21 protein-coding genes and 1 pseudogene are annotated in these 17,871 nt (G+C 68.3%); 11 read left to right on the top strand and 11 right to left on the bottom strand.

Going from position 1 to position 17,871, the window contains the following annotated elements:
• Positions 1–3: 3 nt before the first annotated feature.
• The 5 genes from ACYU7G_RS04950 (at position 4) to ACYU7G_RS04930 (ending at position 3,618) form a co-directional block, all read left to right on the top strand.
• Positions 4–180: a DUF6104 family protein gene (locus tag ACYU7G_RS04950; RefSeq protein ID WP_461105397.1), complete on the top strand. Its 177-nt coding sequence runs from the start codon at positions 4–6 to the stop codon at positions 178–180.
• Positions 180–1,346 carry a galactokinase gene (gene galK, locus ACYU7G_RS04945; protein ID WP_461105395.1) on the top strand — a complete coding sequence of 389 codons (1,167 nt, stop codon included), beginning with the start codon at positions 180–182 and terminating at the stop codon, positions 1,344–1,346. Before ACYU7G_RS04950 ends, galK begins: the two co-directional genes overlap by 1 nt.
• A 322-nt stretch (positions 1,347–1,668) precedes the next feature.
• Positions 1,669–2,289, top strand: a complete 621-nt coding sequence (locus ACYU7G_RS04940) for a hypothetical protein (protein ID WP_461105393.1) — start codon at positions 1,669–1,671, stop codon at positions 2,287–2,289.
• 455 nt (positions 2,290–2,744) lie between these two features.
• Positions 2,745–3,203 carry a hypothetical protein gene (locus tag ACYU7G_RS04935; protein ID WP_461105391.1) on the top strand — a complete coding sequence of 153 codons (459 nt, stop codon included), beginning with the start codon at positions 2,745–2,747 and terminating at the stop codon, positions 3,201–3,203.
• Position 3,204: 1 nt separating this feature from the next.
• Positions 3,205–3,618, top strand: a complete 414-nt coding sequence (locus tag ACYU7G_RS04930) for a pilus assembly protein TadG-related protein (RefSeq protein WP_461105389.1) — start codon at positions 3,205–3,207, stop codon at positions 3,616–3,618.
• Here ACYU7G_RS04930 and ACYU7G_RS04925 read toward each other — a convergent pair whose 3' ends face one another.
• Entirely contained in the window at positions 3,619–3,978 is a 360-nt protein-coding gene (locus ACYU7G_RS04925) for a hypothetical protein (RefSeq protein ID WP_461105387.1), read from the bottom strand.
• A 204-nt stretch (positions 3,979–4,182) separates the two neighbouring features.
• Here ACYU7G_RS04925 and ACYU7G_RS04920 point away from each other — a divergent pair, with 204 nt between their 5' ends.
• On the top strand, positions 4,183–4,434 hold the full coding sequence (locus ACYU7G_RS04920) for a WhiB family transcriptional regulator (RefSeq protein WP_461105385.1): 252 nt from the start codon (positions 4,183–4,185) through the stop codon (positions 4,432–4,434).
• Between the two features lie 15 nt (positions 4,435–4,449).
• Here the strand turns inward: ACYU7G_RS04920 and ACYU7G_RS04915 are convergent, their stop codons facing one another.
• Positions 4,450–5,880: a sensor histidine kinase gene (locus tag ACYU7G_RS04915; RefSeq protein ID WP_461105383.1), complete on the bottom strand. Its 1,431-nt coding sequence runs from the start codon at positions 5,878–5,880 to the stop codon at positions 4,450–4,452.
• Positions 5,881–5,995: 115 nt separating this feature from the next.
• Here ACYU7G_RS04915 and ACYU7G_RS04910 point away from each other — a divergent pair, with 115 nt between their 5' ends.
• Positions 5,996–6,070, top strand: coding sequence for a 50S ribosomal protein bL37 (locus ACYU7G_RS04910; protein WP_143938999.1), 75 nt, complete (start codon positions 5,996–5,998; stop codon positions 6,068–6,070).
• A 59-nt stretch (positions 6,071–6,129) separates the two neighbouring features.
• On the opposite strand, the gene ACYU7G_RS04905 is transcribed toward ACYU7G_RS04910, so the two are convergent.
• From ACYU7G_RS04905 to ACYU7G_RS04895, 3 genes are all read right to left on the bottom strand, one after another.
• Positions 6,130–6,402, bottom strand: a complete 273-nt coding sequence (locus ACYU7G_RS04905) for a zf-HC2 domain-containing protein (protein WP_461105381.1) — start codon at positions 6,400–6,402, stop codon at positions 6,130–6,132.
• Positions 6,402–7,031, bottom strand: a complete 630-nt coding sequence (locus tag ACYU7G_RS04900; RefSeq protein WP_461105379.1) for a sigma-70 family RNA polymerase sigma factor — start codon at positions 7,029–7,031, stop codon at positions 6,402–6,404. The genes ACYU7G_RS04905 and ACYU7G_RS04900 overlap by 1 nt, the downstream gene beginning before the upstream one ends.
• Positions 7,032–7,161: 130 nt before the next feature.
• Positions 7,162–7,851, bottom strand: coding sequence for an SOS response-associated peptidase (locus ACYU7G_RS04895; protein ID WP_461105377.1), 690 nt, complete (start codon positions 7,849–7,851; stop codon positions 7,162–7,164).
• A 57-nt stretch (positions 7,852–7,908) separates the two neighbouring features.
• Here ACYU7G_RS04895 and ACYU7G_RS04890 point away from each other — a divergent pair, with 57 nt between their 5' ends.
• Genes ACYU7G_RS04890 through hisN form a run of 4 tightly spaced genes read left to right on the top strand, consistent with a single transcriptional unit; the run spans position 7,909 to position 11,566 of the window.
• On the top strand, positions 7,909–8,502 hold the full coding sequence (locus ACYU7G_RS04890; protein WP_461105375.1) for a DoxX family protein: 594 nt from the start codon (positions 7,909–7,911) through the stop codon (positions 8,500–8,502).
• Positions 8,502–9,764 (top strand): 3-phosphoshikimate 1-carboxyvinyltransferase, encoded by a 1,263-nt coding sequence (gene aroA, locus ACYU7G_RS04885; protein WP_461105373.1) that lies wholly within the window; start codon positions 8,502–8,504, stop codon positions 9,762–9,764. Before ACYU7G_RS04890 ends, aroA begins: the two co-directional genes overlap by 1 nt.
• On the top strand, positions 9,764–10,744 hold the full coding sequence (rsgA, locus tag ACYU7G_RS04880; RefSeq protein ID WP_461105371.1) for a ribosome small subunit-dependent GTPase A: 981 nt from the start codon (positions 9,764–9,766) through the stop codon (positions 10,742–10,744). Before aroA ends, rsgA begins: the two co-directional genes overlap by 1 nt.
• 30 nt (positions 10,745–10,774) lie before the next feature.
• On the top strand, positions 10,775–11,566 hold the full coding sequence (gene hisN / locus ACYU7G_RS04875) for a histidinol-phosphatase (RefSeq protein ID WP_461105369.1): 792 nt from the start codon (positions 10,775–10,777) through the stop codon (positions 11,564–11,566).
• 19 nt (positions 11,567–11,585) lie between these two features.
• Here hisN and serA read toward each other — a convergent pair.
• The 6 genes and pseudogenes from serA to ACYU7G_RS04845 all read right to left on the bottom strand — a co-directional run.
• A pseudogene (serA, locus tag ACYU7G_RS04870) lies at positions 11,586–12,782 on the bottom strand (phosphoglycerate dehydrogenase); the annotation flags it as partial.
• A 52-nt stretch (positions 12,783–12,834) separates the two neighbouring features.
• Positions 12,835–13,614, bottom strand: coding sequence for an ABC transporter ATP-binding protein (locus tag ACYU7G_RS04865; protein ID WP_461105367.1), 780 nt, complete (start codon positions 13,612–13,614; stop codon positions 12,835–12,837).
• On the bottom strand, positions 13,611–14,438 hold the full coding sequence (locus ACYU7G_RS04860) for an ABC transporter ATP-binding protein (protein ID WP_461105365.1): 828 nt from the start codon (positions 14,436–14,438) through the stop codon (positions 13,611–13,613). Before ACYU7G_RS04860 ends, ACYU7G_RS04865 begins: the two co-directional genes overlap by 4 nt.
• On the bottom strand, positions 14,435–15,244 hold the full coding sequence (locus ACYU7G_RS04855) for an ABC transporter permease (RefSeq protein WP_461105363.1): 810 nt from the start codon (positions 15,242–15,244) through the stop codon (positions 14,435–14,437). The genes ACYU7G_RS04860 and ACYU7G_RS04855 overlap by 4 nt, the downstream gene beginning before the upstream one ends.
• Positions 15,241–16,203 carry an ABC transporter permease gene (locus ACYU7G_RS04850; protein WP_461105361.1) on the bottom strand — a complete coding sequence of 321 codons (963 nt, stop codon included), beginning with the start codon at positions 16,201–16,203 and terminating at the stop codon, positions 15,241–15,243. The genes ACYU7G_RS04855 and ACYU7G_RS04850 overlap by 4 nt, the downstream gene beginning before the upstream one ends.
• 10 nt (positions 16,204–16,213) lie before the next feature.
• Positions 16,214–17,734, bottom strand: coding sequence for an ABC transporter substrate-binding protein (locus tag ACYU7G_RS04845; RefSeq protein WP_461105359.1), 1,521 nt, complete (start codon positions 17,732–17,734; stop codon positions 16,214–16,216).
• Between the last annotated feature and the right edge of the window lie 137 nt (positions 17,735–17,871).

Raw genomic sequence — 17,871 nt, 5'->3', positions numbered from 1 at the left:
GCGATGTACTTCACCGATCGCGGCCTCGAGGAGCTCGAGGACCGCAGGGGCGAGGAGACCATCACGTTCGGCTGGCTCTCGGAGCAGTTGCGCACGTTCGTGGACCTGAACCCCGAGTTCGAATCAACGATCGACAGGCTGGGCTCCTGGCTCGCCCGTCTGGATGACCCGGAGGACTGATGGCAGACCACTCGACAGGTGCGGGACTGGATCTCGGCGCACTGCGCTCCAAGTACGAGGAGATTGCAGGCACTCAGGCCGACGGACTCTGGTTCGCACCGGGGCGGGTCAACCTCATCGGAGAGCACACCGACTACAACGACGGCTTCGTGCTGCCGTTCGCACTGTCCCAGAAGGCCGTGGTGGCCGCTGGGCGGCGCGAGGACGGTCTGGTGGTCATGCACTCCCTGGAGCTCGACGAGACCGTCGAGGTGGCGCTCAGCGACCTCGCACCGGGCGCCGAGGGCTGGTCGGCCTACCTCGCCGGCGTCGTGTGGGCGTTGCGCGAGTCCAGGGCCGAGGTGGGTGCCGTGACGCTGGTGCTGACCTCGAACGTGCCGCTCGGCGCCGGGCTCTCCAGCTCGGCCGCCATCGAGTGCGCCGTCGTCGCCGCGATGGTGGACCTGTTCGGACTCGACATCGAGCCCGTGGAGCGCGCGAAGATCGCACGACTGGCGGAGAACGCGTACGTCGGGGCCCCCACCGGTCTACTGGACCAGGCCGCGAGCACGCTCTGCGAGGCGGATGCGGGACTGTTCCTGGACTGCCGCTCGCTGGAGTCCTCGCTGGTTCCGCTGCCGATGACCGAGCAGGGGCTCGAGGTGCTCGTCCTGGACACGAAGACCCCCCACAGCCACGTCGACGGCGAGTACGGGGCACGGCGCGCCACATGCGAGGCCGCGGCCGCCAAGCTGGGCATTCCAGCCCTGCGTGACGTGGTGGACATCGACGCCGTCCTGGCGGAACTCGACGACGAGGTGATGCGCAAGCGCGTGCGCCACGTCGTGACGGAGAACGCCCGCACCATGGAGGCCTTCAAGGTGGCCATGGACGGCCGTCTGGCGGACCTCGCTCCCCTGCTGGACGCGTCCCACGCCTCCATGCGCGACGACTACGAGATCACCGTCCCCACAGTCGATCTCGCGGTGGACACCGCCCGGTCCGCCGGTGCGCTCGGCGCCCGCATGACCGGTGGCGGCTTCGGTGGGTGCGTGATCGCCCTGTGCCGCACCGGCGAGGGCGACGGTATCGGTCGCAAGATCACGGACGCGTTCGCAGCTGCCGGCTTCGGCGCCCCTGAGTGGTTCATCGCCATCCCCTCGCCGGGGGCAGGCCGTCTGGCCTGACGGTTTTGCTCCATTCGACGGGGCCGTTGGGCGTTCGCCCGCGGCCCCGCTGCTGTTCCCTGCCGGGTGGGGGTTCGCTTCCAGTTCTGCATAGCTGTCACGGTTGGCTCCGTCTACGGTGCCAACTACGCCAGCCAACTGCGCCACCCAAATTGGTTGGCGCACTTGGCTCCGTCTCCGGTGCCAAGTACGCCACTCACCCGAGTCGCCGCGCGTCCATGCCTGCCGACAGAGTTTTCCACAGGTTGGACGCCTCCCCTCGCTTATGATCCCGACGACTGGCAGGATTCAACGCGTCGGTTTCCCAACAGCGGAGCAATACATGAAGCGCAGCGCAGCGATCACAGTCCTGGCGATGGCACTCGGTGCCCTCTCCGCCTGCAGCCCGGACACGGAGAACTCCCCCAGCCCGACGCCGACCGTCACGTCCGCTGATCCGACGCCGTCGCCATCCCCCAGCGAGTCCCCCACAACCGCCTCACCTGACCCGACGCCGACGCCCTCAGAGACCCTCGACGCCGACCAGCAGGGCGCCCGCGACGTGGTCAATGAGTTTTTTCGATTGTATGACGAGCTAAGACGTAACCCAGAGATGCCGGTACAACCGCTGGCAGATATCACTCTTAACGATGTCCAAGCTGACTATCTTCGAGAGGTTCAAGCATTCCGCGACGCAAATGCCCTACTCGTTGGAGAGATCGCCCGCGAGATCATCTACGTGGATCAGGTGGAGACACGCGAAGGCGAGAAGCTGGTAAGGGTGGAAGCTTGCACGGATTCAACTGACGCAGACGTTATCGATGCCGACTCCAGAGAATCAATCCTGCCAACAGATCGCCAGCCGGTCGTTCATTGGAGCGTCGAAGCAACCACCCTGAGCGCCACACATTGGTATGTGAGCGCCTTGGTAACTGACCTCTCAGGATCAAAATGCGCTGGCTAGGCAGAAATCTCTTGGCCTTGACCGTTCTCATTGCCAGCACAATGATCGGCCTGTCGGCAAACGCCGACCCATCTGGAGGCACGGACTGTAACCACGCGAGCGATCTGGGGTGGTCACAGTGCGATCCGTGGCTCGAGGACCGCGGCGGAGACTCTGCTCCGGGGCAGGGGCCCGCCGGCGGGAATTCCGGTATCGAACGGGTCTGTCGGTACGCCCGTGAAGAGATCCCATGCAACAACGAGTACGGCTGGTGGCATTCGGGCATCGGCTGCTACATCAGTCCCGCGAATCCGCAGCCACCTGAAGACTCCCCCTCGCGCCGAGGGCATACCGATGGCGTGTTTGTGGACTGCCGATTCCCCGGCGGGACTCTCTGGTTCCAGTTCTGGATGGAGAGTGCCGATCCAACCCCACCGCCTGACCCCGAAGTACTGGCTCAGCGCGCGGTGTCGCGCATGAACATGACTGCCATCGACATCGGCTCGTACCCGCACACGACACAGCGCTCACCCGACTCCATCGGAATCATCGGCTGGAACGTTTGGATGTGGGTCTCGGATGCTTCGGCGGAGACCTTCGGACCGATCACGAAATCCGCCTCAGCCGGTGGCTACACGGTCACTGCCACTGCGCAAGTCACAGAAGTCGTCTGGGACATGGGCAACGGTGACACGGTCACGTGCGGCAAGGGGACCAAGTACACCGGCATGGGCACGTCGGACATCAAGTCGCCCACGTGCGGCTATCGCTACACCGACGACGGCGACTACCAGATCAGCGCCACCACCCACTGGCAGGTCCACTGGAGTGGCATCGGGCAGTCGGGGACCATCGAGATGGACCTCGTCACCCCCGCCGAGCAGCTCACCATCGCAGAGATCCAGGTCGTGAACGTCCCCGTGGAGCAGGGCTGACGTGCGCTCGCGCCGCCGGAACGAGAGGGGGTCCATCGCGGTTTGGGCCGCGACGGTGATCCCGGCGTTCGTGGTCATCGTCGGGCTGGGTGTGGACTTCGCCGGCCACGCGGCGGCGGAGCAGGCGGCCCGTGCCGTCGCCGCGGAAGCTGCGAGGGCGGGCGGACAGTACCTGCACGCGGGGCCGGGCTCACGGCCGGAGCCGAACACGGTCATGGCCCGACAGGCGGCCACTGCCTACGTGGAGGCCTCGGACCTCGCCGGCACGGTCAGTCTCGAGGCGGGCATCATCACCGTGCACGTCACCGGGCGCTACGAGACGTTGTTCCTCGGCATCATGGGCGTCAACGAACTGCCGATCCATGGCCAAGGTGCTGCCAGCGTGCACACCGTCGTGGACGGGAACGAGCGCTGACTAGCTCTCGTTGCTCTCCAGCGCCTCACGGGTGCTGGGCAGGACGGCGGCCACCAGCGTCACCACGAACACCACGATCGCGATCCCCGCACCGACCTTCTGCGCGGTGTCCCCTCCGGTCAACAGGTTGATCGCGATGGCGATGTGCAGCAGCGCGGGTGCGACTATCAGGCCGCGGGCCAGCGAGTTGCGCTTCCAGCCGAGCCACGCCCCCAAGCAGACGAAGGCGCCGTAGACGATCAGGAACAGCCCGATCCCCCAGCTGAACACCGCATGGTCCGAGGCCACGGAGGCCACACCGAACCCCACGATGACCAGACCGGCGAGACCCGCGCACACCAGGGCGACCCACAACGACACTGGATGAGACCGCCCCAATTTTGTTTGCATGCTGGTACTCTGCCGAAGGCACGTTCCCGAGGCAACCGGGACTCGCGCCCACGAATTACGCAACGTCCCCACTTTCGGACCGATACTTGTTTATCTTGGTTCCCGGGGGTAAGTTCTGTTCGCTCACACCCGCCCGTTCGGCGGACCCACCTCTGTAGAAGGAGTGCCACACAGATGGATTGGCGCCACAAGGCTGCCTGCCTCACGGAAGACCCCGAACTCTTCTTCCCCGTAGGCAACACAGGCCCCGCACTCCAGCAGATCGAGGACGCGAAGAAGATCTGTCAGCGCTGTGAGGTCCGCGAGCAGTGCTTGGCCTGGGCCCTCGAAGCCGGCCAGGACCATGGTGTCTGGGGCGGTCTGAGCGAGGACGAACGACGCGCCATCAAGCGTCGCGCCGCCCGCTCCCGCCTGCGCAACAACTGATCCCCTCACCCATCCTCAGAAGGTGAGCTTGATCCGGGCCATCGCGCCCGGGCCGTCCTCACGGTTCCGCAGTTCGAGGGTGCCTCCGTGGTCCTTCATCAAGGTGGAGATGATGGCCAGCCCGAGGCTGGTCTGCTGACCCAACTCGAAGTCCTCCGGAAGCCCTGCGCCGTCGTCGAGGACATCCACCGTCAGGTTGGGCCCGACCCGCTGGGGTCGCACCTCCACCTTCCCGGAACCGCTCCCCAGCCCGTGCTCGACGGCGTTCTGCACCAGTTCGGTGATGATCATCGCCAGCGACGTGGCCGCCTCCGACGGCACCACCCCGAAGCTGGCCACCCTCCGGGCGTCCACCGTCCCCGAGGCCGCTGCCAGGTCTCCCGCCATCCGTAGGATCCGGTCGCAGATCTGGTCGAAGGCGACGTCGTCGTCGAAACTGTGGCTCAACGTGTCGTGCACGAGCGCGATCGAGGAGACCCGGCGGTTTGCGTCCCGCAGCGCCTCCTTGCCCTCCGGCGAAGTCAACCGGCGTGACTGCATCCGCAGCAGCGCCGCGACGGTCTGCAGGTTGTTCTTCACGCGGTGGTGGATCTCACGGATGGTGGCGTCCTTGGTCACCAGCATCCGGTCACGGCGCCTCAGGTCGGTGGTGTCACGACACAGCACGAGCATTCCCTGGGTCTCCCCCTCGACCACCAATGGCAGCAGGACGAACCGCATGGACGCCCTCGGGCGCTCGATGTCGAACACGACGCTGCGCTGCGCCTGCAGGTCCGCCATCAGGGTCTGGCCGACGGACTCGACTCCCTCCCACATGGAGGCCACGAGGTCGCTGAAGTTCTCGCCCTCGATGTCGTGCTCCACCCCCATCCTGCGGAACGCCGTCACCGCGTTCGGGGAGGAGTAGGTGATGGCGCCGCTGGGCTGCACCCGCACCACGCCGTCGCCCGCCTTGGGCTCGAGCGCCTTGTCGCTGGGCGGTGCCAGCGGGAAGTTACCCTCCAGCACCATCTTCGTCAGCACATCCGCGGCCTCGAGGTAGTTCTCCTCCAGCGCCCCCACGGCACGCACACCCATCTGGTTGGTGTGACGCTCCATCACGGCGATGCACCGGTCACCGCGTATCACCGGCACGGCCAGCACGTCGACGGGGATGCCGGCGTTCAGTTCGTTGTCGCTGGTCTCCGACATCTCACGGGTCAGGTAGGCCACCAGCACGGGATTGTCGGGCTCGAACTCCAGCACCTCGCCGGTCACGTCGTCCTCCAGCGCCGTGGGGCCGGTGACGGGACGGATCTGGGCGACGCAGGTGAAGGAGTCGAACTCCTCGTCGGGGAGCCACAGGAGCAGGTCCGAGAAGCTGAGGTCCGAAAGCAGGTGCCACTGTCCCACGAAGGCGTCGAGCCACTCCGTGTCCGACAACGCGTGAATGTCTCCATTGGCCATGGCGCAACTCTGCCAGATAGGTACCCTCCAGCGCCTACTCGGGGTGCCCGGTTTCAGTTGGCGGTGCACCTCTGGCAGAATGGACCAGCACTCACCAAGACTTTAGGAGGCAGCCATGGGCAAGCGAGGCCGTAAGCGTCGCGATCGACGCAAGAACAAGGCGAACCACGGCAAGCGTCCCAACGCCTGACCGAGCAAAACGCCAAAGCCCCCGCCAAGCGCGGGGGCTTTCTTGGTCTTTGGGCTGTTTCAGGCCCGACGACGGACGCTGAGGCTGGTGATCCTGGACGTCAGGCTCGCGGGTGCGGTGGCGGGCGCCTGGCTGCGCTGGATCATCTCCGTGATGGTGGTCTCGATCTCGAAGTTCTCCATACATCGCTCGCAGGCGTGCAGGTGGTGGCGGATCATGTCCGCGTCAGCCTCGAGCAGTTCGTTGTGCAGGAACGCGTGCACCGACTCCAGGGCGCGGACGCACTCGTCGAGTTCGTCGTGGTCGTGGCTCGACATGGCGGGGTCGGACATCACCGCCCTCCTTCCCGGCCACGGGCGATGCCGCGCTCTGCGGCGTAGTCGGCCAGCAGCTTGCGAAGCTGCGCGCGCCCACGGTTGAGGCGGCTCATCACGGTTCCGATCGGGGTGCCCATGATCTCTGCGATCTCCTTGTACGCGAAGCCCTCGACGTCGGACAGGTACACGGCGAGCCGGAAGTTCTCCGGCAGTTGCTCCATGGCTTCCTTGACCGTCTGGTCGGGGGTCTGGTCCAGTGCATCCATCTCGGCCGAGCGGAGCCCGGTCGAGTCGTGCGACGCAGCGCGCGCGATCTGCCAGTCGTCGACGTCGGCGTCGCCACTGGTCTGCGGCGAGCGCTTCGCCTTGCGGTACTGGTTGATGTAGGTGTTGGTGAGGATCCGGTACAGCCACGCCTTCAGGTTCGTGCCCGGCGTGAAGGTCCGGTAGGCCTGGAACGCCTTGGCGTAGGTCTCCTGGACCACGTCCTCGGCATCGGCAGGGTTCCGGGTCATCCGCAGCGCGGCCGAGTAGAGGCGGTCGATGTGGCTGAGCGCCTCGGTTTCGAACGCAGCGATCTGGTCGACGTCCGACGCCGGCGCGTCGCTCGTCGAGACCTTCTCGTCGGTTGCCTCGATGTTCATCAGGTAGGAGGATACCTCCGACCAAGCGAACGAGCCCAACCGACTCGGTGGCGCTGCTGTTGTGACCATGCCAAGTCAACACCACCGACCCGGCCGGTATTCCCTATCCGGGCCAGGAACCGCTGCCTGTTCAGGCGATCTCCGCCACCAGCTGCGGCCCGTCGTTGCCGACGGTGTTCACCGCGCGCGAGACCTTCCGCGGCACCAGGTCGGTCAAGGGCAGCAGCAGGGAGCGGGCCCGTTCCGGGTTGTCGACGGCGGGGTCCAGCCAGGCGTCGACGTCGGCCACCGTCATCGGCATCCGGTCGTGCAGCCAGCCGGTCTCGTCAGTGGCCGAGGTGGTGATCACCGACGCGGTGGCGAGCCAGCCGTCGGGGCCCCTCCAGAACTCGTAGATCCCGGCCATTGCCAGCGTCGGCGACTGCCCCGGGTGCAGGAAGTAGGGCTGCTTGACGGTCTTGCCGCCCTCCTGCTCGGGGCGCCACTCGTAGTAGCCGAGCGCCGGCAGCACGCACCGTCGCGCCGCGAAGGCCTTCCGGAAGGAGGGTTTCGACGCCACCGTCTCCACCCTCGCGTTGATCAGCCGCGCCGCGCCGGAGGGGTCCTTGGACCAGCTCGGCACCAGCCCCCAACGAAGGCCCACGAGCTTGCGCACGGCCTTCCCGTCGTCGAGCCGCTCCACGACGGCGGGCACGGTGTCGGTGGGCGCGAGGTTGTACCTGGGGGCGCAGGCCTCGGCGCCGTCGTCGGTCACCAACGAGATGTCGTACTCCTCGACGAGCTCGTCGGGGTTGGCCGTTGCCGCATAGCGTCCGCACATGCCCACAATCTATGCCCGCACGGTTCGCGCGCCCCCACAAGTGGGTATGTTTGGGCCATGAGTCTCTTGCGTTTCATCGCCCGCAGCCTGATCGCCGGCACGTTCATCGTGGACGGCATCAACAAGGTGACCAAGCCCGCGGAGTCCGCGGCCGAGGCCGAGGCCTTCACCGACAAGGTGACGCCGCTGGTGCAGCGTGTGGCCCCGGCGGGCTACTCGTCGTGGGTGCCCGAGAACTCCGAGACCTGGGTCCGGATCGGGGGTGTGGCCCAGATCGCGGGCGGAGCCATGTTCGCAACCGGCATCGGACGCCGGCTGGGGGCACTCCTGCTGGCCAAGGCGAGCGTGCTGAACATCGCAATCGCACTGCCGGGCAAGGACGCCACGAAGGCGGAGAAGCAGGCCGCCCGCCCGGAGGTGCTGACCCGGGTCGCGCTCCTCGGGAGCACTCTGCTCGCAACCCAGGACCTGCAGGGCAACCCCAGCCTGTCCTGGCGCGCCGGCCACACCATCGACAAGGTGGAGAAGCAGGCTTCCGAGACCACCGAGAAGCTCTCCCGCAAGGCGAAGAAGACCGCCAGGAAGGCGCGCAAGCAGGCAGACAAGCTCGCCAAGAGCACCCGCAAGTCCTTGGAGTCCGTGGTTTCCTGATGACTGCACTGCTTCCCCACGCCCTGTCCCCCGTCACGGGCCGCGTACAGGTCCCCGGATCCAAGTCCGAGACCAACAGGGCGCTGGTCCTGGCTGCGCTCGCCGACGGACCCAGCAGCATCGCCGGCGCACTCAAGTCCCGCGACAGCGACCTGATGATCGGCGCCCTGCGCGCGCTCGGCGTCGAGATCACCTCTGAGGCTGCCGGGACGCTCCGAGTGGACCCGCCCACCACCTTCCGGGCGGCCGGCCAGAGCATCGACTGCGGCCTCGCGGGCACCGTGATGCGCTTCGTGCCCCCCATGGCCGCCCTCGCCGACGGCCCCACCTCCTTCCACGGCGACCCGCACGCCAGCGAACGCCCCATGGCCGGCATCCTGGACGGCCTGCGCCGCCTCGGCGCCGACGTCGACTCGGATCGGCTCCCGCTCACCGTCACCGGCCCACTGGGACGCGGCGGCGAGGTGACCGTGGACTCCAGCGCCACCAGCCAGTTCGTCTCCGGGCTGCTCCTGATCGGTCCCCACCTGGCCGACGGCCTCACCGTCCGGCACGAGGGCGAGGGGCTGCCGTCCCGCCCGCACATCGCGATGACCGTCGAGATGCTGCGCAGCCGCGGCATCGACGTCGAGGAGGTTGACGACGTCACATGGCGCGTCTCCCCCGACCCGATCGCCGCGCTGGACACCCGAATCGAGCCCGACCTCACCAACGCCTCGGTGTTCCTCGCGGCGGCCGCCGCCACCGGCGGGACGGTGACCATCCCCGGCTGGCCCGCGGAGAGCCTCCAGCCCGGGATGATCTTCCTCGACGTCGCCCAGCGGATGGGCGCCACGATCGCCGGGGACGGGGACTCGGTCACCCTGACCGGGCCCGCGCAGCTGCGCGCCATCGACGTGGACCTGCACGCCGGTTCCGAGCTCACCCTCGTGGTGGCCGCGCTGATGGCGCTGGCCGAGGGCGAGTCCAGGATCCGGGGAGTTGCGCACATCCGCGGCCACGAGACGGACCGCCTTGCGGCGCTGGTGACCGAGTTCACCCACCTCGGCATCGATGCCACCGAGACCGAGGACGGCATCATCATCAAGGGCGGAGGCGGCAGCTACCGGCAGCCGTTCGAGACCTACGCTGACCACCGCCTGGTGCACGCCGCGGCGATCCTCGGCCTCCGCATCCCCGGGATCACCGTCACGGACCTGGAGTGCGTCGGCAAGACGATGCCCGACTTCGAGCGGGACTGGACCGCGCTGGTGAACGGCTGATGGCCCGCGGGGGCATCCACGACGACGACCACGCAGCCTTCGAGAGGCCGCGCAAGCGGAGCCGTCCACGCACCAAGGAGCGCCCCAACTACGACGACGCACCCGTCGCGCTCGTCGTGACGGTGGACCGTGGCCGCTACCGCTGCCAGGTCCCCGACGGTCCGCTGGTGACCGCCACCCGCGCACGGGTGATCTCCCGCAAGGGGATCATCGTCGGGGACTCCGTCAAGCTCGACGGCGACACGTCCGGCACCGAGGGCACCCTCGCCCGCATCGTCGAGGTGGAACCCCGCAGCACGATGCTGCGCCGCAGCGCCGACGACGCGGACACCTTCGAGCGGCCCATCGTCGCCAACGCGGACCAGTTGATGATCGTCACGGCACTGGCCGACCCGCCGCCTCGTATGGGAATGATCGACAGGATCCTCGTGGCCGCCTACGACGCGGGGGTGGCCCCCATCCTGTGCCTCACCAAGGCGGACCTGGCCAGCCCGGACGAGCTGGTGGCTGCCTACGAGCCCCTCGGGGTTCCCATCGTGGTCACCCGCCCGGGCATGGACCTCGCCCCCGTGCTGGAGATCCTCGTGGACCACCGCACGGTGCTGGTGGGACATTCCGGGGTGGGAAAGTCCACGCTCGTGAACGCGCTGGTCCCGGGCGCGGGCCGGGCGACGGGCCAGGTGAGCGACCTCACCGGCAAGGGTCGGCACACCTCCACCTCGGCGATGGCCATCGAACTCCCCCAGGGCGGCTGGATCATCGACACCCCCGGCGTGCGGTCCTTCGGCATCAGCCACGTGAAGCCGGAGTCCTTCGTGGCGGCGTTCCCGGACCTGGCCGAGTTCACCGCGGACTGCCCCCGCGGCTGCAAGCACACCAGCGACTCCCTCCAGTGCGGCCTCGACGAGGCGGTCGAGGACGGCCGCCTGGACGCGTCCCGGTTGACGTCGTTCCGCCGGATGGAGCGCGCCTTCTCGTAGCCACCGACAGGCTTCGATAGGTTGGGGGGCATGGCCCAATCGAGATCTCTCACCGACGACGTCCGCCTGATGCACGTGATGGCCGACGACGCCGACTCGCTGTCCATGAGCCGGTTCAAGGCGCAGGACCTCAGGTTCGACCAGAAACCCGACAACACCCCCGTCACCGAGGCCGACACGGCCGTCGAGGAGGCGATCCGGCGGACCCTGTCCCGCACCCGTCCCCGCGACGCGGTGCACGGCGAGGAGTTCGCCGACACCGGGGACTCCAGCCGGCGCTGGATCATCGATCCCATCGACGGGACGAAGAACTACCTGCGCGGGTTGCCCGTGTGGGCGACGCTGATCGGGCTGGAGGACGAGGGCGAGATCGTCGCCGGCCTGGTGTCCGCACCGGCGCTGCAACGCCGTTGGTGGGCCAGCGCAGGAGGGGGCGCGTTCACCGGCAAGTCCATCATGAACGCGAAGGACATCAGCGTCAGCCGGGTCGGTGCGCTGGAGGACTCGTCGTTGTCCTTCTCCGAGCTGTCCGAGTGGGTGGACTCCGGCCGTGGCCAGGGGTTCGTGGACCTGATGCGTCAGGTGTGGCGCACCCGCGCCTACGGTGACTTCTGGAGCTACATGCTGGTGGCCGAGGGCGCGGTGGACATCGCGTGCGAGCCGGAGCTGGAGCTCTACGACATGGCGGCGTTGGACATCATCGTCCGGGAGGCCGGCGGCAGCTTCACCAACCTCGACGGCAGGACGGGCCCCTGGGGGCCGGGTGCTCTGGCCACCAACGGCCGGCTCCACGAGGCCGTGATGGGGGTCCTGGGCAGCTGACCCGGGACCCCCCGTCGGCTCAGATGATGCGGACGCGCTTGGTCTCGTCGAGCGCCTCCAGCTCGGCCAGCAGGCCGTCGTAGCCATCACCCGCGATGTCGGTCACCGCGTAGCCGATCTCGCCACGGGTGGCCAGCATCTGGGAACCGATGTTCATGTTGTGGTTGGCCAGCGCCGAGTTGAGGCGCGCCATCACCCCGGGCACGTTCTGGTGCAGGTGGACCACGCGACGGGTCTCGGTCTCGCTGGAGGCCACCTCCGGGAAGTTCACCGACATCGAGGTGTTGCCCAGCGCGTCGTAGTCGCCGAGCTTGCCCGCGACGAAGCGGCCGATGTCCTCCTGCGCCTCCAGGGTGGAACCACCCACGTGCGGGGTGAGGATGACGTTCGGGATGCCGCGCAGGTTGGAGACGAACTCCTCACCCTTGCTCCTGGGCTCCGACGGGTACACGTCGATGGCGGCACCGGCGAGGTGTCCGCTCTGCAGGGCGTCGTGCAGGGCGTCGAGGTCCACCACCTGGCCGCGGGACAGGTTGAGGAACAGCGAGCGGGGCCGCATCTGGGCGAACTGCTCGGAGCCGAAGAAGCCCTTGTTGCTGGGGCGGCCGTCGACGTGCAGCGAGATGGTCTCGGCCACCTCGAGCAGTTCCTCGAGGGATCCGACGCGCTTGGCGTTGCCCAGCGCGAGCTTGTCCGCGAGGTCGTAGAAGTACACGTGCATCCCCAGCGCCTCGGCGACGATGGACAGCTGCGAACCGATGTTGCCGTAGCCGACGATGCCGAGGGTGCGGCCGCGGACCTCGTGGGAGCCGATGGCGGACTTGTCCCACAGGCCGGCGTGCATGTCACGGTTGCGGTCAGTCAGGTGGCGCGCCATCGCGATGATCTCGGCGATGGCCAACTCCACCACGGAGCGCGTGTTGGAGTAGGGGGCGTTGAAGACTGCGACGGAGTGCTCCGAGGCGGCGCCGAGGTCGATCTGGTTGGTCCCGATGCAGAAGGCGCCGATGGCGCTGAGCTGGGGCGCGGACTCGAGCACTCGACGGGTCACGTTGGTGCGGGATCGGATGCCCAGCATGTCGACGCCGTCGAGGGCCTTGATGAGGTCGTCCTCGCCCAGCGCACCGGATGCGGTCTCGATCTCGTAGCCGCGGTTGGTGAGCACGCGGACAGCTTCGGAGTGGATGTTCTCAAGCAGCAGGATCTTCACAGGCGCGGAGTCTACTCTGCAGCGGGGCGTTCACCACTCTCGCGGGCCCGCGGTGGAATCAGATCGGCAGGGTCGCGGCCAACAATTCCCGGGTGTATGGGTGCTGCGGCCGGTCGAAGATCTGCCGGGTCGGCCCGGTCTCAACCACCTGTCCACGCTCCACCACCACCACCGTGTCACACAGATGGCCGACGACCGCCAGGTCGTGGGAGACCAGCACGAGGGCCAGGCCGCGTTCGCTGACAGCGTCGGAGAGCAGGTTCAGCACCTGCGCCCGGACCGACACGTCGAGCGCGGAGACCGGCTCGTCAGCGATCAGGACGTCCGGCTCACTGACCAGCGCGCGTGCGATCGCCACCCGCTGCCGCTGCCCGCCGGAGAGCTGGTGCGGGAAGCGGCGAAGCACTTCCGCGTCGAGGCCGACAGCCTCCAGCACGGCCACGACGGTGGCGTCGGTGTCGGGTGGCAGGTTTCCACGGGCCCTGAGCAGGGGGGAACGCAGCGGCTCCCCCACGATGCCGCGCAGGTTCATGCGCGGGTTGAGGGAGGAGTTCGGGTCCTGGAACACCATCGAGACGCCCTGCCGCAGGTCCGCCAGCTGCCGCTCGGGCAGCCCGTCGATCCGGCGGCCGCGGAAGTGCACCTCGCCCGCGCTCGGGCGCACGAGTCCCAGCATGGCGCGTGCGATGGTGGTCTTGCCGGAGCCGGAGCCGCCGACGATGCCGATCCGCTCGCCACTGCGGACCGTGAGGTCGACGTCCCGCAGGGCTTGGAACCCGTCGCCGCGTCGGCGGTAGGTGACCTCGACCCCCCGCAGTTCGAGGATCGAATCGCTCATTCCTCGGCCCCCTCGTAGAAGTCGGCGACGGTGGGCAGCCGCTGCCCGGGTGGGACGTCGGCGATCCTGGCCGAGGCGATCAGACCCTTGGTGTAGGGGTGTTGCGGATCGGCGATCACCTCTTCGATCGGCCCCGTCTCCACGATCCTGCCCTCCAGCATCACGGCCACCCGTTGGCACACCCGCCTGACCACGCCCAGGTCGTGGGAGACGAACAGGCAGGCGCGGCCCTGCAGCTCTGCATCGAGGAGGTCAAGGATCTGGCGCTGCACCAGCACGTCCAGGGCGGTGGTGGGTTCGTCGCAGATCACCAGTCCGGGCCGGTTGGCCAGCGCCATGGCGATCAGGGCCCGCTGCCGCTGGCCCCCGGAGAGCTCGTGCGGGAACGACTCGGCCACCCGTTCGGGGTCCCTGATGCCCACCCGGGCCAGCCAATCGATCACGCCGGCCCTGATTCCGCCCCGCTGTTCGCGGTGGTGGAGGGCGACCACCTCCCCCACCTGTCGACCCACCTTCATCGTGGGGTCCAGCGCGGTCATCGGCTCCTGGAAGATCATGGAGACCTCGTTGCCGCGCAGGTCCTGCAGGCGGCGTTCGGGCATCCCGACCAATTCACGGCCGTCGAGCTTGATCGACCCCGAGACGTGGGCGTTGTCCGGAAGCAGGCCGATGACCGCGAGCGTGGTGACCGACTTGCCCGAGCCGGACTGGCCGATGATCCCGAGCCGTTCGTCCGCCTCGAGCGTGAAGGACACGTTGTCCACGGCCACCTTGCGGCGGCGGCCGAAACTGATGGTGAGGTCGTTCACCTCGAGGTGGCTCATGCGATCTCCCGCAGTCTCGGGTCCAGGAAGTCCCGCAGGCCGTCGCCCAGGAGGTTGAACCCGAGGGTGGCGACCGCGATGGCCAGTCCCGGCCACAGCGCGATCAGCGGGGCGTTGAACAACTGGTCCTGCGCCTCCCGCAGCATCCTGCCCCAGGTGGGCTCGTCCTGGCCCGACCCCAGCCCCAGGTAGGACAGGCCCGCCTCGGCGAGGATCGCCAGGCCGACGCTGACGGACGCCTGCACGCCCAGCACCGGGGCGATGTTGGGCAGCACGTGGCGCAGGGCCACCTGGGTCCGGGGCGTGCCGGAGAGCTGGGCCGCCTCCACGAACCCGAGCTCCATCACCTGCATGGTGGAGGCGCGTGCGATCCGCACGAACGCGGGGACGGTCGCGATCGCGATGGCGGCCATCGCCGTCCAGGTGGAGCCTCCCAGCGCCGCCGCGAACAGGATCGCCAGCAGCAGGGCCGGGAAGCCGTAGAGGATGTCGGCGGCCCGTGCGAGCACCTCGCCGAACCAGGCCCGCGACATGCCGGAGACCACCCCGACCGGGATGCCGACGATCCCCGCCCCGAGGACGGAGACCACCCCGATCAGCAGGCATCGCTTGGCGCCGTCGATGATCCTGGAGGCGATGTCGCCGCCGAACGCGTCGGTGCCGAGGACGTGCGGCCAGCCGGGCGCCTGGAGGCGGGGGCCCACCAGTGCGTTCGGGTCGAACGGCATCCAGAAGAGTCCCACCAGCGCGGTGACCACGATCAGTCCGATGAACGCCCCACCGACCACGAGGTTCGAGTGCTTCATCGCCCCTCCCCCGCGCGCCGGACCCTGGGGTCGAGGACCTGGTAGGTCATGTCCACCAGGAAGTTGATGACCAGGACCGCGCTGACCAGCAGCAGCACCACGGCCTGGACGACGACCAGGTCGCGCTGGCTCACCGCCAGTAGGAGGCGGGACCCCAGCCCCTGCATCGCGAACACCTGTTCGATGATGATGGCCCCCACCAGCACCGTCGCCAGTTGCAACCCCACCACTGTCAACAGGTTCATCCCTGCGTTGCGGGCTCCGTGCCGCAGCAGCGCCCCCACGCGGGACCAGCCCACCGAGCGGGCCGTGCGGAACCAGTCCTCGCCCAGCACCTCGACGACGGCGCTGCGCACGTAGCGCGACAGCAGGCTGGCCTGCACGATGGCCAGCGCGGACACCGGCAGCACCAGGTGCTTCGCCCACAGCAGCGGGTCCACCCACAAGCTGACGTACCCGCCCGCGGGCAGCCAGCGCAGGTACACCGCGAAGATGATCACCAGCCAGATGCCGGCCCAGAACGACGGCACCGCCAGACCGATCTGGCTGATCGTCGAGACCACAAGGCCACTGGTGCGGCGGCGTCGCATGGCTGCCAGCGCCCCCATCGGGACCGACAACACCACCGCCAGCAGCATCCCCAGCCCCGTCAGCGACAGGGAGACCTCGAGTCTGGGCGCGATCAGGCCCACGACGTCGCGTCCGGAGATCATGGACGTCCCGAAGTCCCCCCGCACCACACCCGTGATCCACTCGAGGTAGCGGACGCTCAGCGGCCGGTTCAGGCCCAGCCGTTCGCGCAGCGCCTCCAGTTCGCCCGGCGCGGCGTTCGTGCCGAGGATTACCTGGGCGATGTCCCCGGGCAGGGCGTTGGTGGCCAGGAAGATCAGCACCGACGCCACCAGCAGGCTCGCGACGAGCCCGAGGACTCGCAGCCCGAGGGGGCGCAGGAGGGACACGGGCGGTGGGTTAGCGGCTGGTGGCGACGGCGGTCAGGTCGATCGCCAGGCTCGCAGCGTTGACGGGGATGCCGGACACCTCGGTGGTGGTGACCACGATGTTGGGCATCAGGAACAGCCAGTCTGCGGCAGCGTCCTCCGTGAGCATTCGGGCGGCTGCGCGCATACCGTCGATCCAGTCCTCCTCGCTCGGAGCCGCATCGGCCGCGGCGAGGGCCTCGGCGAAGGCCGGGTTGTCGTAGTTCCAGTAGTAGTCGGGGTTGGCGAACTGGCCGATGTCGCGCGGCTCCACGTGGGCGACGATGGTCATGTCGTAGTCCTTGTTGGTGAAGACCTGCTCCAGCCAGGCGCTGAACTGCAGTTCCTCCACCTGGACGGTGATCCCGACGGCTGCGAGCTGGTCAGTGATCACGCGCGCCGAGCTGGGGCCGTAGGGCAGCGTCGGGATCCTCAGCCGCAGGGTCAGTCCGGACTCGTAGCCGGCCTCTGCCAGCAGCGCCCGCGCCTTCTCCGGGTCGTATTCGTAGTGGTCCACCAGGGTCTCGTCGAACCAGGGGTCGAAGGTGGGGACCATGGACCCGATCAGTTCGCCCTTGCCGCCCCAGACCGTCGCGAGCAGTTGGTCGCGGTTGATGGCGTGGTTGATGGCCTGCCGCACCTCCAGCACGGACAGGGCCTCGTTCTCGTGGTTGAAGCCGAGCACCACCTCACCGTGGGTGAGGCCTTCTGTGACCTTGAAGCGGCTCTCGTCCTCGAACAGTTGCAGGGCGTCGGGGATGGTCAGGTTGGAGATGGCGTCCAGCTGGCCGGAGACCATGGCGGTGTTCATGGCGTTCGCGTCGGCGTAGTAGCGGAACACGACACCGTCCACCCGCGGACCCGTGCCCCAGTAGTCGGGATCCGTGTCGAGCGTGATGCTCGAACCGGTGTCCCAGGAGTCGAAGACGTAGGGACCCGATCCGGCGGGCCGGGAGTCCAGGGTCTCGAGCCCCGCCGGGTCGTAGACGATGCCGGCGGGTCCGCTCATCTGGTACAGCCAGCCGTGGCTCACGCGGTCCAGCGTGACCACGAGCGTCTCCTCGCTGGTGGCCTCCACCGACGCGACGGGATCGAAGCCGCCCCGCACGAGGCTGGTGATGCGCTCGTCGGTCATGGCCCGCTGGAACGAGGTGGCCACCGCTTCAGCCGTCACCTTGGTGCCACTGGCGAAGTGGGCGTTCGGGTCGATGTGGAACGTGTAGGTCAGGTTGTCCGGGGAGACGCTCCAGTCGTTGGCCAGCAGGGGGCGCAGCCGGTTCTCCTCGTCGAGCTTCACGAGCGTCTCGTAGACGTTGTACAGCAGCACGTACGACGTCCCGGCTCCGCTGACCGTCGACGGGTCCAGGCCCGTCGGCTCGAGCGTCGCACCGATGTCCAGCACCACCGCGTCCGGTTCGCCGGGCAACTGGTCCGGACGCGTGCAGCCGGCCAGTGTCATGGCGAACACCACCAGGAGGCTGCACAGTGCTGCGATGCGACGACGATGGTTCATTCGGGTTCCTTGCGCGTGGACGGATCGCCGCTCATCCTAGCTTGCGGGCCCTGCGCAAGCCGCCCTCCCCAGCGGCGCCGCTGCACTAGGCTGATCGTGTCCACACCGGAGGGGACGCGATCAGCCGGTGACTCGAG

It is taken from the genome of Tessaracoccus terricola, from assembly GCF_054776555.1.
The sequence above is the reverse complement of the archived record's forward strand: the minus strand, read 5'-3'. Positions and strand labels throughout refer to the sequence as shown.